General features: G+C 68.4%; 14 protein-coding genes. 10 read left to right on the forward strand and 4 right to left on the reverse strand.

What is annotated here, in order from left to right:
* Positions 1 to 249: 249 nt before the first annotated feature.
* Positions 250 to 1,929, forward strand: coding sequence for a bifunctional 3'-5' exonuclease/DNA polymerase (locus ABD361_RS22935; RefSeq protein WP_344437397.1), 1,680 nt, complete (start codon positions 250 to 252; stop codon positions 1,927 to 1,929).
* A gap of 26 nt (positions 1,930 to 1,955) precedes the next feature.
* Complete coding sequence (locus ABD361_RS22940) at positions 1,956 to 2,201, forward strand: hypothetical protein (RefSeq protein ID WP_344437398.1); 246 nt, start codon at positions 1,956 to 1,958, stop codon at positions 2,199 to 2,201.
* 310 nt (positions 2,202 to 2,511) lie between these two features.
* Here the strand turns inward: ABD361_RS22940 and ABD361_RS22945 are convergent, their stop codons facing one another.
* Positions 2,512 to 2,979: an RICIN domain-containing protein gene (locus ABD361_RS22945; protein WP_344437400.1), complete on the reverse strand. Its 468-nt coding sequence runs from the start codon at positions 2,977 to 2,979 to the stop codon at positions 2,512 to 2,514.
* 835 nt (positions 2,980 to 3,814) lie between these two features.
* Between ABD361_RS22945 and ABD361_RS22950 the strand changes: the two genes are divergently transcribed.
* The 3 genes from ABD361_RS22950 to ABD361_RS22960 are packed head-to-tail and all read left to right on the forward strand — an operon-like array spanning position 3,815 to position 5,960.
* The gene (locus ABD361_RS22950) at positions 3,815 to 4,405 is read left to right on the forward strand and encodes a hypothetical protein (protein WP_344437401.1); all 591 of its coding nucleotides are present in this window, start codon (positions 3,815 to 3,817) and stop codon (positions 4,403 to 4,405) included.
* Positions 4,406 to 4,412: 7 nt separating this feature from the next.
* On the forward strand, positions 4,413 to 5,480 hold the full coding sequence (locus ABD361_RS22955) for an RICIN domain-containing protein (protein WP_344437402.1): 1,068 nt from the start codon (positions 4,413 to 4,415) through the stop codon (positions 5,478 to 5,480).
* 21 nt (positions 5,481 to 5,501) lie between these two features.
* Positions 5,502 to 5,960, forward strand: coding sequence for a hypothetical protein (locus ABD361_RS22960; protein ID WP_344437403.1), 459 nt, complete (start codon positions 5,502 to 5,504; stop codon positions 5,958 to 5,960).
* Positions 5,961 to 6,119: 159 nt separating this feature from the next.
* On the opposite strand, the gene ABD361_RS22965 is transcribed toward ABD361_RS22960, so the two are convergent.
* Positions 6,120 to 6,545 (reverse strand): lamin tail domain-containing protein, encoded by a 426-nt coding sequence (locus tag ABD361_RS22965; RefSeq protein ID WP_344437404.1) that lies wholly within the window; start codon positions 6,543 to 6,545, stop codon positions 6,120 to 6,122.
* Between the two features lie 1,658 nt (positions 6,546 to 8,203).
* On the opposite strand from ABD361_RS22965, the gene ABD361_RS22970 reads away from it, so the two are divergent.
* The 5 genes from ABD361_RS22970 to ABD361_RS22990 all read left to right on the forward strand — a co-directional run bounded on the left by ABD361_RS22970 (position 8,204) and on the right by ABD361_RS22990 (position 11,497).
* On the forward strand, positions 8,204 to 8,545 hold the full coding sequence (locus tag ABD361_RS22970) for a DUF6083 domain-containing protein (RefSeq protein ID WP_344437406.1): 342 nt from the start codon (positions 8,204 to 8,206) through the stop codon (positions 8,543 to 8,545).
* A gap of 222 nt (positions 8,546 to 8,767) precedes the next feature.
* Positions 8,768 to 8,926 (forward strand): hypothetical protein, encoded by a 159-nt coding sequence (locus tag ABD361_RS22975; protein WP_344437407.1) that lies wholly within the window; start codon positions 8,768 to 8,770, stop codon positions 8,924 to 8,926.
* 5 nt (positions 8,927 to 8,931) lie between these two features.
* Positions 8,932 to 9,216 carry an FtsX-like permease family protein gene (locus ABD361_RS22980; RefSeq protein WP_344437408.1) on the forward strand — a complete coding sequence of 95 codons (285 nt, stop codon included), beginning with the start codon at positions 8,932 to 8,934 and terminating at the stop codon, positions 9,214 to 9,216.
* A gap of 27 nt (positions 9,217 to 9,243) precedes the next feature.
* Positions 9,244 to 10,050, forward strand: coding sequence for an FtsX-like permease family protein (locus tag ABD361_RS22985; protein WP_344437409.1), 807 nt, complete (start codon positions 9,244 to 9,246; stop codon positions 10,048 to 10,050).
* Positions 10,051 to 10,111: 61 nt separating this feature from the next.
* Entirely contained in the window at positions 10,112 to 11,497 is a 1,386-nt protein-coding gene (locus ABD361_RS22990; protein ID WP_344437410.1) for an erythromycin esterase family protein, read from the forward strand.
* A gap of 69 nt (positions 11,498 to 11,566) precedes the next feature.
* Here ABD361_RS22990 and ABD361_RS22995 read toward each other — a convergent pair whose 3' ends face one another.
* Together ABD361_RS22995 and ABD361_RS23000 are read right to left on the reverse strand one after the other, a co-directional pair.
* On the reverse strand, positions 11,567 to 13,099 hold the full coding sequence (locus ABD361_RS22995) for an AMP-binding protein (RefSeq protein WP_344437411.1): 1,533 nt from the start codon (positions 13,097 to 13,099) through the stop codon (positions 11,567 to 11,569).
* A 90-nt stretch (positions 13,100 to 13,189) separates the two neighbouring features.
* The gene (locus tag ABD361_RS23000; RefSeq protein ID WP_344437412.1) at positions 13,190 to 14,224 is read right to left on the reverse strand and encodes a M4 family metallopeptidase; all 1,035 of its coding nucleotides are present in this window, start codon (positions 14,222 to 14,224) and stop codon (positions 13,190 to 13,192) included.
* Between the last annotated feature and the right edge of the window lie 182 nt (positions 14,225 to 14,406).

The following is a 14,406-nucleotide window of genomic DNA, read 5'->3' on the forward strand; positions in this document are numbered from 1 at the left end:
TCATCCAACGCCCGCCCCGGCCGACGTTCTTCGGCAAGCAGGGCTCCATCCGAGCCCATTCTTCGTTTGATAAGTCACCCCGCCCCACACGGACCGGAACGATCACCACTGCTCGGCAGTCACGCGATCCGTCGGACAGGCCCTAAGGGCGCAGCCCCGCTGGGGGACGGGGAGAGGGCGGGGCCGGGGAGCAGCCCGCCGTAGGCGCATATTCGTGGCGATGTCAGACCCCAGTGCGAAACTCGCCCCATGAGATGGGTGGTGGCCGACGCACGCGACGGGGGCGTGCACCTGTGCCCCGTCGACGACGCAGGGCACCCCGCCGGTCCCACCCTCCGCGAGCCCTCGCTCGCGCAGGCCGTCGGGTCCCGGCCCGCCGTGGAGCGGTGGATCTGGCGGTCCACGGCCGACTCCTACGGCCCCCTCCTCGCCGCCGGCCTGCACGTCGAGCGGTGCTACGACGTGGAGGCCGCCGAAGCCCTGCTGATCGGCCACGAGGAGGGGCAGTCCGGGCAGCCGCGGTCGCTGGCGGCGGCCTGGGCGCGGCTGCACCGCCTGCCCGTGCCGGAGGACGCGCCCGTGCGGACGGCGACGGCCGGCGGGCAGCCGTCGCTGTTCGAGCCGGGCCCGGTGCCCCTGCCGCCCGGTACGGACGAGCTGACCGCCCTGCGCGAGGTGTACGCCGACCAGCTGGCCCGTACCGCCCGTACCGCGCACCCCGACCGCATGCGCCTGCTGGCGGCCGCCGAGTCGGCCGGCACGCTGGTGGCGGCCGAGATGGGGCGGGCCGGGGTGCCCTGGCGTGCCGACGTGCACCACGAGTTGCTGACGTCGTTGTTGGGCGAGCGCTATCCCGGCGGCCAGGAGACCCGGCGCCTGGCGGAGCTGGCCGAGGAGGTCTCGCGGGCGTTCGGCCCGGGGGCGCGGGTGCGCCCCGACCGGCCCGCCGACATCGTGCGGGCCTTTGCCCGGGAGGGCATCGCCCTGTCCTCGACGCGTGCCTGGGAGCTGCAGGACATCGACCACCCGGCCGTGCCGGCCCTGCTGGAGTACAAGAAGCTCTACCGCCTGCACACGGCCCATGGCTGGGCCTGGCTGCAGGCGTGGGTGCACGAGGGCCGCTTCCGGCCCGAGTACCTGCCGGGCGGCACCGTCACCGGCCGGTGGACGACGCGCGGCGGCGGGGCGCTGCAGATCCCGCGGGTGGTGCGGCGCGCGGTGGTCGCCGATCCGGGCTGGTGCCTGGTCGTCGCGGACGCCGACCAGATCGAGCCCCGCGTCCTGGCCGCGATCTCCCGGGATCCGGGGCTGATGGAGGTGGCGGGCACCGGGCACGACCTGTACGCGGGCCTGTCGCAGCGGTTGTTCGCCGGTGACCGGGATCGTGCCAAGCTGGCCGTTCTGGGGGCGATCTACGGGCAGACGTCCGGCGACGGCCTGCGGCACCTGGCCGAGCTGCGCCGCCGTTTCCCGCGGGCCGTGGCGTACGTGGACGACGCCGCGCGGGCGGGGGAGGAGGGCCGCCTGGTCCGTACGTGGCTGGGCCGCACCTGCCCGCCGTCCTCGACCGCGCTGGCCGAGGAGGCGGGCCTGCCGCAGGACGAGGAGCCGGCCGCCCCCGGCGGCACGGCGGGCGCCCGCAGACGCGGCAGGTTCACCCGCAACTTCGTCGTCCAGGGCAGCGCCGCAGAGTGGGCGCTGATCGTGCTGGCCCTGGTGCGCCGGGCGACGGCCGGGCTGAAGGCGGAGCTGGTCTTCTTCCAGCACGACGAGCTGATCGTGCACTGTCCCCGCGAGGAGGCTCCCGCCGTGGTGGAGGCCATCCGCTCGGCCGGCGACCACGCCGGCCGCCTGGCCTTCGGCGCGACGCCGGTGCGGTTCCCGTTCACCACGGCGGTGGTGGAGTGCTACGCGGACGCCAAGGGCTAGGCGGCTGAGCGGCTCTGAATGATCGTTTGGGAGAGATTCGGGAGTACGACCCCGGCATCGAAGCCATCCACGACGCACTGCCGCAAAGCGTCAGCCAAGAACTGTCCATCGCCCTCGCCGCAGCCTCCGACGATCCCCTCGCCGCCACCGACCCCCGCGGCGTCGACGACCCCTACAACCGCACCATCGTCACCGACCACGTGCATGTCCTGCTGTACGTCAGCCACACACGCAAAAGCATCGACGTCCTCCAGATCCACTACCTCGACTGACCTTGGCGGAGTACACGCCTAGCGCGCCTGCGTAGACCCGGCGATTGGAGCAAGCGTTTCCCGGCTCGTCCGCGAAGATGGAAGGTGAACTTCAGCGGCATATTGACGCGGCGGAGAGCCTCTGACACGAAACTGCTTGGCCATACTCACGCTTGCAAGGCCGCGTAGCGGTGCTGGCGCGTAGGAGCGTTGAGCGATGGCCAGAACAGAGCCCCGCACCCTCGGGTGCGGGGCTTTCGGTGTTTCTAGCATGCGAGGCGGACGTAAGAAGATACCGGCCGCCCCTGGAGGCGAGTCGAACCGCCCGGCGTCACTTCCAGAACTGATACTTATTGCCCGCATCGCACGGAAGTGTGCGGACGCTGCCGCTGGAGGTAGCCGACAAGCATCGTCCTGTAGCGACGTTCTTGAGAACCCAACCGCCGTTCCACTGCTCCTCGGACCAGAACTGGTACTTGTTATACCGAGACGCGGGGGTGCACGGATTCAGATAGACGCTTCCCGAGTTGCTGCTGTCGAGACATTTTTTGTAGCCAGAGGGCGTGAAGTACTGGATCCAGTTATTGCTGTGCTCGGGATGAATTTCGTCATACCAGCGCTTAGAGGTGCAGCCGCCCAGGCCCACAGAGTTGTCGTCATACGCGTCAAGGCAGGAGTTCGTTACCTTGTTCTCCCAGTTGACCGGGCCGTTGGCCGCTGCCGGGCTGGCGGTTGCAATGCCGATTGAGGCTGCGGCTGCCGCGATAGCGACGAAACGGCCCACGACGGTTCTTTTCATCTTGCCCTCCAGTCCCCCCGGGCCCACTCACTTCGTGAGCCCTGCCGTCTGGTTAGAAGTGCGACGTCAGTGGTTTGTCGCTTGACATCAATTTTGTGTTCGAGGAGACCTCTTCGTTCGGCGGCTATATCTGACCCGTAGGCGCATGTGCACGTCAACGGTTCCCCGGTTGCCTATGTGCGGGACAACCGGGGAAACCGTGCCTGACCTGCTACTACTGTCGGGCGCTGCGGGGTCTCGGCCGTCTTGGAGTCTTCATGGGCTGAGCCACCTCGCCGACGCGCAGGAGAGCCGCAGGCGCCCCAGGTCGAGATGGCAGCAGGGAATGTCCAAAGGTCGTGCGGTGGCGTCAGCCGGTCCGTGGACGAGGTCGAGTTGGGGCGGGCCGCCGACAGCGAAGCGGTGCAGCAGCTGGATGGTGGCAAAGTGAGGCTGGAGCTGCGTGGGCCGGCTGCGGCGGTCGCGCGGGTTCGTGGGTGGCTGCAGGGTGGCGCGGCCTTCAGCGGAGCCACGATCGATAGTTGGTCGATGTCAGGCATTTTTCAGACGTAAGAGCAGCCCTTCTCGCCTAGCTGATGCTGTTCCCGCTGTGATTGGTCGGGTCGGCGGTGCGCCGGCTGACTTTGGCCAGAAGGGGTGGGGAAGCATGAGACTCGGGAAGGCCCGCTTACGGGTTGGTGGGGTGCTTGCCGTCATGGCGCTGGGAGCCTTGGCACCGGCACAGCAAGCGGCGTCGGCCGACGACTCCATAACGCCCGATCAGAGCGTCGCCACGTTTGTCACGCCGGTGAGTGCCAGGACGCCTTCGCTTGAGGACCTCAAGCGGGGAAGAGGCATGAAGGAGCTCGAAGCGGCCGCCAGAGAAATGGGCTCTGGGCGGGTGCCGCAGGAAACCGTTGGCCCTGCTGCCGCGTATGCGGCGAAGGTGAATTCGCCTTCGGTTACGTCTTCGCAGGTTGGAAAAGCAGGGCAGGGGTTCGCAGTTGGCGCAAGTTATCCAGACCCAGTTCGCGCGATGTCGCTTGATGAGTGCAAAAGTAAAATGGTGGACGGTGTGGTCTACCTGAAGTCACGGTTTGCCGTGTGTACCGCAGTCAAGGTCAATATGGTATGGCTGAAAAAGCGGGGACCAGTAGGGTTCAGCTCTTTCAGCATGTACCTCCGTGGATCGGTACCCGCTCGCGATCGCATGATCGTGTTCGACTACGACTTCGCAGACTTCGTAAGGAAGGACACCACTGAGACTGTGGGGCAGATGGAGACGTTCAAGTACGACATGCCCAGGGTGGAGCCTGCTGGCGCCAAAGTGATCACTGGCGGGAATATGCCGCAGATGCCCATGAGCTTTGATCAGCTGGCTGGCATGGGCGGGGCATATTTCCGTCACACCCTGACGGTGCCCCCCCGGGCAGGGGAAGGGACGTGACGACGTTGTGTTCGGCGTCTACTTGCCTTCCATCAGAACCGACGTGCCGCCTGGCTGGGTTCAGAGCCCGAACAACGTTGCCATGCCCTTCGTCCTGGCCCCGCGTTGGGATGCGGCTCCGTACCTGGCGAATGCTTCGGGACCAAACCGCGGTGGCGCTGCCTTCAGCTTCGAGCCCGAGCTTCGCTTCAGCGCCAGTGACAGCGCGCCGGAGAAGGGAGTAGCCAGGCATATCAGGGACGCCTACGAAAACCCGTCGCAAACGCGGCCCCTTGCGCCCAGTAAGGACATTCCCGGACGAGAGGCTAAGAGGCCCCTCCACCGCCTCTATTACGACAAGGTTCGCAGTGACAGGAATCGTGCAGTAGCAGTTGAAAACTGCAAGGCGTATTTTGGAGAGAATTACGCCAAGGGTGAAATACCTGGCCACAGTAATCACTGTGACGAATTCCCTTTCGCCAGCACTTATGAGGGGGCGGCGCAAAAGGAGTACGAGAGTGCGGCCCCGGTCAACAATTTCTCCGTGAGGTCGATATTTGATGATGAGAATCGGGCCGGAGGGTCGCTTCAGGTAAGCTTCTACAACAAGACTCGACTCCTGGATGGTCAAGACGACGGATTCTTGGTGTCGGTGAGCAATGATCCGTCAGACTATGAATACAAGCTCACCAACCGGGCGAGCGGGAAGTGTCTGGAGATCGAAAACTCCAGCGTCGAAAACGGTGCCCGAGCCCAGCAATGGAGCTGCAACGGCCAGCCGGGTGCCGGGGGGCTCATAAAGCCGGACGGCGGCGACTATCGGATCATCAACGCGAACAGCGGTAAGTGTCTTGAAATCGAGAACTCGCGCACGGACAACGGGGCGCCAGCCCAGCAGTGGAATTGCGTCGACCTCAAGACGCAAAAATGGGACAAGCTGACGCTGCCGGACTCCGAGTGCAGCGTCTTCTACAACGCCAACAGCGGTTTGAGCCTTGAAATCGAGAACGCAAGCGCATCCGACGGTGCGCGGGCTCAGCAATGGAAATACGGTGGGGGAAACGGCGCCAGGTGGCTGCAGTCGACCGTCGACTAAGCGCAACGAGCGAGGAGTAAAATGAAAGGGCCGCTGCACGTCCAAGATCTTGAAGTGCGAGTAGAGTTCCATAGCTTCAGCATCCAAGAGGACGACGACCTGAAAGTCCCCATCCCCTACCCCGACAACAGCGAATACAGGGTATTCCTCAAATCATTCCCAATGCGTCTAGACTTCGGAAGCGCAGGGCACACCCACACCGCGTCCTTGCGCGCTGAAATCTGGGAGCATCAGCCCGACGCCGACAGCCAGCCGAAGTGGGACGAAGTCGCCTACGCCGACATCGAGACGATCACCGGCAGGCTCGGCATCTGGGAAAACGGACGTACACCCGATGTCATCAACCTTGGCGCTCCCGGTGTCTGGACCGTGCGGGCAACGGCACGCGGTCGGGAGAGCGTGCGGCAACTTGCAATCGATGTTGGCCCGGTAAAGGGCGTAGAGCAGTGGCTCCTCCAATTCTGGCCGCTTGAAACATGAATCGGTGACCTGCCGATGAGGGGCTCAGCTCAGACGCTGAAGCCCCTCATCGTTTTCCGCCGTCGCGGTAAAGCTTCCACGCTGGCCGGCGCCTCCAAGCCCTGCATCTCTCTGGCGCATCACCACCGACCGCCACCGACCTGGGAGACCAGGAGTCCCTCACCTCCAGGACTTCGTCCCCACCACCCGCCCCCGACCGTCCCGCAGCGTTGCCGTGTCCCGATCGTTGTTCCACACGTAGGCCCGCGAACCCCAATACACGTCCGACACCGTGTCCCGGCCCGTACCTGTGTGCACCCTCACCGACCGGTGAGCCCCCAACTTCAGGTGGAACCGGTACGTGTGCCGCGACGCATCCGACAACGTCCAGCCAGCCAAGTCGACAGCCCGACCCGAGCCGTTCGTGACCGTCACCCACGCCGCGTTCAACGACGCATTCGGCCGATCGTCCTTCCCCGGACTGTCGTACTGGACCGCACCGAACCCCACGGCCGACGAGGACGCGGACGCCGGAATCGCTGCCGCAGTGGCCAGAGCGCCCGACGTAGCTGCTGCGAGGGCAAGACGTGTGTTGACTCGAGACATGGAGACCCCCTACGGGCACGGCACAACGTGCCGAACCCGTGACTGAAGATCCTGGCGAGCACCGGGACGATCACTCTCGCCGCCGCGCCGCCACCAACACAGGGGATCACTCAGCGTGTTAGCAAACCCCGACACGCACACCACCCCACACACGCCCCGCGCACGCCAACCGGCGCGCATCTTGGCGCCACACAACTGGCACAGATGGCCCAGCGGACACGTCGACCGCCTCCTAACCGTTAGGAGGTGGCCCGGAGGACTCAGACAACGAACGCGCGGTAGCAAGCTGAAAAGAACGCCTATCTGTTCCCCGAAAAGTTGCCTTGGTGGGATGGCGTCTGGCAGCGTGGGGTCGAGAGTTGCCTTTACGGGATTCGTTCCGGCAGGCAGCGCGAAGCCCTCGCCGCGGCTGGCTGCCGCAACGAGGGCCCCACGAGCCGGCCGGGACTGGTGGAGCTGATTCCTCCACCAGTCCCGGCCTACCTCCGGAAGATCGTGGCCGCGGCGCTAGCGGCAATCAGCAGGCGCTCCGCATACGGAACAGCCAGCCGCAACCGCGCACCAATCTGACGGGCCATCAGCTTCCAGCGGACTCTGCTACCCATGAACCCCTCCCCTCGACCGGGGCCACGCCGGATGCGCACCCCCCGAAGCAGGACCCCGAGAGCAACCTCGAAGCCCCGTACCGGGGGGCGACCTCCTGAGCGCCACGCGATGAGGGAAGCAACTGGACGGGCAGAGTGGGCAGCACCGTACTGCACGATCACGTGGCAGCACGATCCGGCCATATGGCAAGGCGAAAGATCCGGGCACCCGATTCCAGCTGCCGTGAAGCAAAACTGCATCCCACGTCAGTGGCTCAGCTCCGCGTATGCAGCTCCACGGCGCCTCATCTGCGACATAGCGTGAGAAAAGTCAATGGCTCAAACACGCCTTCGCCCGCATCAAGAGCAGCGGGGACCGCAACTGCCTGCCGCAAGCAGCGCCTCGAACCGCCCATTCGACGCCTGCGCCCCGCACCTCCATAATCGTCGACACGCCGACCCAAGCGCGAGGGCCCCGGCCAGCGCGACGGCCAGGACCCTCCGACCGAAACTCAGGTGGCGCTGCTCCCTAAAGAGCCCTCACCTCGGTCGAGGTGAGGGCTCCGTCGTTCTCGCTCAGCCAGCAGCTGCCCGCCGCACACACTCCGGACACACCCACCGCTGACCCAGCACCCGCTCCATACGCTTCTCCGGATGATTCGGACACCGCGCCTCCTCGGACGGCCGCCCCAACGTCCGTGCCGGCGTCTTCAGATACGCAGCCATCCAGCGACGGCTATCCTCATCCCTTTCCACCGTCATCACCCTGGCTCTCATCACTCTCGCCACTCTCGTCCTGCTCCGACGCGAAGATGATCTCCTCGTTAGCAGTCGTAGCCGTTGACCTCATCGTTACCCACGACACTCACCCCCTTCCGCACTTCGAAGAACCCCGACCCCCAACAAGCCGGGAAGCCTTTGACAAGACCCCGCCACCAGCCAGCTGCCCTGCACACGACCGAGCCAGGCAATGCCTCGCGGGACGAGTAGCAGCCCCGTCGCACCTGCAGCCACCAGCACAAACGGCCATCCAACCCCTGACCCCCGAAACCCCAAATCGGCAAACTCGCATAGATGGGGGCCAACAACACCACACCAGACGCCGCGTGCCCCGAATGCACGCTCGTCCAAGACCGGTACGAGACCGGACCAGGCCAGCACGTCCTCCTCGAACCTCGATACGAGCCGCCAGCCCACACCATCCCGGCCAGCCATCGCTGGATCACAAACCCAGACCGCAAAGCCACCCACACCGGAGACGCTGAACTCCCAGCAGGAACCTTCTGCCGCATCTCACACAGCATTGTCTGCCCCTGCAACGAAGAACCCTCAGGCCCGCCCGTACTCAAAGCCCTCTGGCGCTACAACTCTGGACTGCTCGCCCATTTCGACCCGCGGGCATTCGAGGCTGGCTGACCCGGCAGCCGCGTCAGTCCCGGCCCCACTCCGCCCGCGCCACCACCAGCCGCTGCTGCAGCCCCCGACGGCCGAGCCTTGCGCAGGCAAGGACGGTACAGTGGGCATGGTGAATGCCTTCTTCGACGAGACGGATCACTGATCCCCGGCCCCGACAAGCTGGGTGACAAGCTCACGGTCCGCGGTGCTCCGGCACTCACCGTCGTCGGCTTCGCCACCAGCATGAGCAAGTCCGCCGGCGCCTGGGTCGCACCCGAACAGATGGCTGCGCTGCATCCGGTCTCCCTCCAGATGCTCTACCGCTTCACCAACTCCTCCACCGACCGCCAGATCCGCGACGGCCTGTCGCGGGCCACCGCAGGACTGCCGACGGTTCGCTGACCACCATGCAGTCCTGCCTCATGCTCAAGCAGGCCTTCTCCGCAGTGGTCGACTCCTACCTTCCGTTCATGACGGTCTTCGGCGTCCTCACCCTGCTGGTCTCGGCCCTGATCGTCGGGAACGTGGTCAGCGGGGTGGTCGTCTCCGGGTACCGGAACATCGGGGTGCTCAAGGCGCCGGGCTTCACGCCGAACCAGTTGGTCGCGGCCTATCTCACGATGGTCTTCCTGCCCGCGGTCGCCGGTTGCCTCGCCGGCACCCGGCTGCCGCGCGCCGTGAGCCTGGGCTAGCCCTTCGCCCGCCCTGGCCGCACCCTCATGACGACGGCGGCCATCGTCCTCGGCGTCACGGTCGTGACGCTGACGACCGGTCTGACCAGCACCATGGTCGCCTTCGGGAAACACGGCCAGAACAACGGCGCCGCCTGGGTGAACGTGGAGGCGGGCAGGCCCGGGCTCGGCCAGAGCGCCCCGAAGCTGAGCGACCGCCAGATCGAGGCCCGGCTGCGGTCCCTTCCCGGAGCGGAGCTGGTGACCGCCCGCGCACTGACCACGGTGCGCCTGGCCGGGTACACGCAGACCGCCTTCGCGAACTTCTACCGCGGGGACACCCGGATGTACGACTCCGAGGTCGTCAAGGGCCATTGGCCGCACGGACTGGGCGAGGCCGCGGCCGCGCCGGCATTCCTGAACCAGCACGGGCTCGCGGTCGGCGACCGGATCACCTTGTACCTGAACGGCAGGCAGGCACGCGTCACCATTGTCGGCGAACTCATCGAAGGCAACCCCCGTGCCGTGGAATCCACGGAACGCCGCCGCGACCTGGGCATGCTCAAGTCGATCGGCATGACGCCGCGCCAGGTCACGGTGATGACCGTGACGTCCGTGGCGGTGCCGGGCGCGGTGGGCGGGCTGCTGGGGATACCCCTCGGGATCGCCGTGCACCGGATGCTCGTGGACCACGTGGGAGTGGCCGCGTTCCCGGAGTCCATGAAGGACGTCTGGCACGCCCCGCAGTTGGCCGTACTGCCCCTGGCGGGGGTCGCGATCGCCGTCCTCGGCGCGCTGATCCCGGCCCGCTCGGCGGCGCGGCTGACGATCGCCACGGTGCTGCACAACGAGTAGGCCGGACGAGCAGCCCGTCCCTGTCACAGGCGCCTCACATGCCTCACGTATAACAGCGTGCATGACACACATGACCTTACGTCGTGCCGCCGCCCTGACCGTTGCCCTGGCCGCCCTCCTCGCGCCGGCCACCGCCACCGCCGCGGCCGTGAGCCCGGCGGCGCCGGCCGCCGCCACCGCCGCGCAGGGCCTCGACCGGGGCGTCGTGGCCGGGTTGGAGCGGTCCGCGCACCCGCTGCGCAGCACCGCACCGGGCGGGTCCGACGCGGACCTGGCCGCGTTCGGCGCGGCGATGCGGGGGGCGCGGATCGTCGGGCTGGGCGAGGCGTCGCACGGCTCGAAGGAGATCTTCACCGTCAAGGACCGGCTGCTGCGGCGCCTGGTGACGCACGAGGGCTTCTCCGCCTTCGCCATGGAGATCAGCTGGTCCGCGGGCGTCCGGCTGGACGCCTACGTGCGCACCGGCGAGGGCGACCTGCGCCAAATCATGCGCGAGGAGTTCGAGGACGGCTACGGCCTGCTGAACACCGAGGAGTTGCGGCAGCTGTTCGCCGGGGTGCGCGAGCACAACCGCACCGCCGCCCGGCCGGTCCGGATCGTGGGCCTGGACTTCTCCGACGCCGACCCCGAGCAGTACGGGCGCATCCTCGCCTGGGCCGGGAAGCACACGCCCGCCCTCGTGCCGGAGCTGGAGCGGCGCTACGCCGCCCTGCGGGCCCTGCCCGGCGGGGTCGGTGCGCGGCTGGCGGCGTACGGCGCCCTGCCGCTCGCCGAGCGGACGGCGATGGCCGGCGACGCCCGGGCCGCGTACCGGCTGCTGGAGAAGGCGGCCGAGCGGGATCCGTGGGTGCTTCAGGAGGCGAGGGTCCTCGCGCAGATGGCCGAGTCCTTCGCCGTCGACTTCGACGATCCCGCCCAGGTCACCGCCGCCAACCGGCAGCGGGACCGCATCATGGCGGAGACCGCCGTGTGGTGGCAGCGCACGATGGGCGACCGCCTGGTGCTCTCCGCGCACGACGGGCACGTCTCCTACGACTCCGCCTTCCCCGCCGTCTACCCCGTGACGATGGGCGCGGACCTGCGGGAGCTGATCGGCAGCGGGTACCTGGCCGTCGGCACCACCGTGTACAGCGGCGACTACCGGGCACGGACGGCGTCGGGGGAGGCGGGAACGTTCAGCGTGCCACCGGCCGCGCCCGGCAGCAACGAGGAGACCCTCGACGCGGTGCGCCACCGTGACTTCTTCCTCGACCTGCGCGCCGCGCGCCGCGATCCGGCCGTGGCCGCCTGGCTGGGCGCCGCCCGGCCGACGTACGTCATCCCCGGGCGCCAGCCCTACGCCACGGTGTCCTCGCTGGCCCTGGGCAGCGCCTACGACATCGTCGTCCACCTGCACCGGGTCCACGCGTCCGTGCCGGTGCCGCTACCGGCGCCGCGGCAGCGCTGAGGCGAACGCCCGGCACTCCGCCACGGGGGCGAGCGGAGTGCCGGGCGGGTCAGCAGAGTTGACGCGAGGTCAGCCCACCGGGAGCTGCTCGGCCAGGGCCCGCAGCTTGTTCTTGTCCGGCTTGCCGGCCTCGGTCAGCGGCAGCGCCTCGGCGAAGGCGACGCGCGCCGGTTCGTACATGGCGCCGCGCTGCTCGCGCACGTAGGCCCGCAGCTCCTTCTCGTCCGGCTCGGCGCCGGGCCGGGGCACGATCACGGCGTGGACCTGCTCCATGCGGTCCGCGTCGCGGACGCCGAAGACGGCGCTGTGCAGGACGTCGGGGTGGCGGTTGAGCAGGTCCTCGAGCTCCGAGGTGTACACGTGCCCGCCCACCACGATGATCATGTCCTTGAGCCGGTCGACGACCGTGAGGTAGCCCTCCTCGTCGACGAAGCCCACGTCGCCGGTGTGCAGCCAGCCGTCGCGCAGCACCTCGGCGGTCAGTTCGGGCTGCTTCCAGTAGCCCTGCATGACGTGCGGCGAGCGGACGCAGATCTCGCCGTGCCGCCCGGTGGGCAGGTCGCTCCCCGCCTCGTCGCGGATGGCGACCTCCACGTCGGGCAGGATCTTGCCGGCCGAGCGCAGCACCTCGGGGCGGTCGGGGTCGTGCTGATCGGGCATCAGCATGCTGATGCCGCCCACCTCGCTCTGCCCGTAGAACTGCATGAGCACCGGGCCCAGGCGCCGGACGGCGTCCGCGATGCGGGCGGGCGAGGCCTGGCAGCCGCCGTAGGTCAGGGACCGCAGGCTGGAGGTGTCGGTGCGGTCGGCGTCCGGGTGGTCCAGGAGGCGGTAGAGCAGCGGCGGCAGCAGGAACAGGTCGGTGATGCGCTCCCGCTCGATCGCCGCCAGCACCGCGGCCGGGTCGAAGTCCTCGTGCAGCACGACCGAGCCGCCGTGGCGGATCGTGATGTCCGTGAACAGACCGCCGATGTGGGCGAGCGTGGTGCACACCAGCTGCCGGCGCTCGTACGGTTCGGGCTCCGGCCGGTAGCCGGTCACCTGGCCGAAGGTGGTGCAGATGCCCTTCGGGTGGCCGGTGGTGCCGCCGGTGTGCCGGATGCTGCAGATGTCCTCGGGCCGCGCCGCACCGGGCAGCGGCTCGGCGGACTCCCCGGCGGCCAGCGCCAGCAGGTCCTCGCCCGTGGCCGCGGGGCCGAGGGTGAGCACGTGCTCCACGGGGGCCAGCGCGGTCACCTCGGCGGTCCGCTCGGCCCAGCGGGGGTCGGCTATGAAGGCGTGGGTCTCCACGTCCTGCACGATGAGGGCCTGGGCTTCCGCCGACAGCCGGTTGTACAGGTGGTTGACCCGGCTGCCCAGCAGGTTCGCGGCGTAGCGGGCGGCGACGATCTCGGGGAGGTTGCCGCCGAGCAGGGTGACGGTGTGGCCGCGGCCTATGCCCCTGCGGCGCAGGGCACGGGCGGTGCGGTACACCAGGTCGCGCAGCTCGCCGGCGGTCGTCCACCGGTCTTCATGCAGTAAAACGTTGCGCTCGGGGCGGTCGTTCAGGGCATCGAGGTTCTCCTCCACGTAGCTGCGGAACGTCTCTTCGGTGGCGGTCATGCGGTGTGCTCTTTCCTTCGGTCGTGATGCGCGGCGCGTTCCATATAGTTTCCTGGGGCAATTATATGGACGGCCTCGCCTGTCGATCAATCACCGGACGTTGACCGCGGCCCAGGCGGCCCCGACCGCCGTGTGCTGCGGGCTGCCGGTGCCGTAGAGGTCCGCGGCCGCCTTCAGCGTCAGGTCGCGCGCACCGTGATACGTGGTGTCGGCGCGCATGTACGTGGTCAGCGCGTGGTACCAGATCCGCGCCGCCGCCTCCCGCCCGATACCGGCGACCGGCTTCCCGTCGTACGTGGGGCTGTCGTAGACGACACCGCCCACCACCTTCCGGCCGCTGCCCTCGGCCAGCAGGTAGAAGAAATGGTCGGCGGGCCCGCTCGCGCTCTGCACGTCGAGCCGCTCGATGCCGGGGTACCAGTAGTCCTTCGACCGCCCGTCCCAGGAGGGCCGGTCCATGCGGCGGTCGACGTGGTCGCCGGTGATGTCGGTGCGTTCACCGAAGAGGTAGTCGCCCGGGTCCACCGGGTTGTTCGCCGCGAACTCCACGGCCGCGGCGAAGATGTCGCTCGTCGCCTCGTTCAGGGCACCGCTCTCACCGCTGAAGGCCAGGTCCGCGGTCGCGGCCGTGACGCCGTGGGCCATCTCGTGCGCGCCCACCTCGATGCGCAGCAGGTCGTTCGGCCGGTTCACGCCCGAACCCCAGACCATGCAGCCTTTGTCGTCCGCCCAGAACGCGCTCGTGTACGCGGCGCCGTAGTGGACCTGGCTGCAGCTGCCCGTGCCGTCACCGCGCACGCCGCGGCGGCCGTGGGAGGTCAGGAAGTAGTCCCACACCACGGAGTTGATGTAGTGCGCGGCCACGGCGTCGGCCTGCTGCGCGCCGTCGCACCAGACGTTGTCGTCGTCCGTGACCAGCACGCCCGGCCCGCCGGTCGCGCCGCGCAGGTCGTACGTGCGGTGGTGGCCGCGCACCGGGTCGTCGAGCCGCCAGCGGCCGGTGGCGGGGTCCTGCGTGGTCTCCAGCGGCACCCGGCCCACGCCGGTGCCGCAGCCCGTGGCGGCCGTACGTGCGACGCCCGTCGCGGGCCGGGCCTCGGCGGGCACGCTCACGGCGCTCGCCATGAGCGCCGCCACGGCACCCGCTAATGCTGCCGCACGGACACGGCGGCGTCTCGGGCGCGGACGGGGCGGATGGGAAGGACGGGACGGACGGGACGAGGTCATGGGGGCTCCCCCTTCGGCAGCGGTGGACGCGGCACCGCCGAGCCTGCCACCGTAACCGACGGGTTGTCAGGAGCAGTGCA

The organism is Streptomyces luteosporeus (assembly GCF_039532865.1).
GTDB classification, from domain to species: domain Bacteria; phylum Actinomycetota; class Actinomycetes; order Streptomycetales; family Streptomycetaceae; genus Streptomyces; species Streptomyces luteosporeus.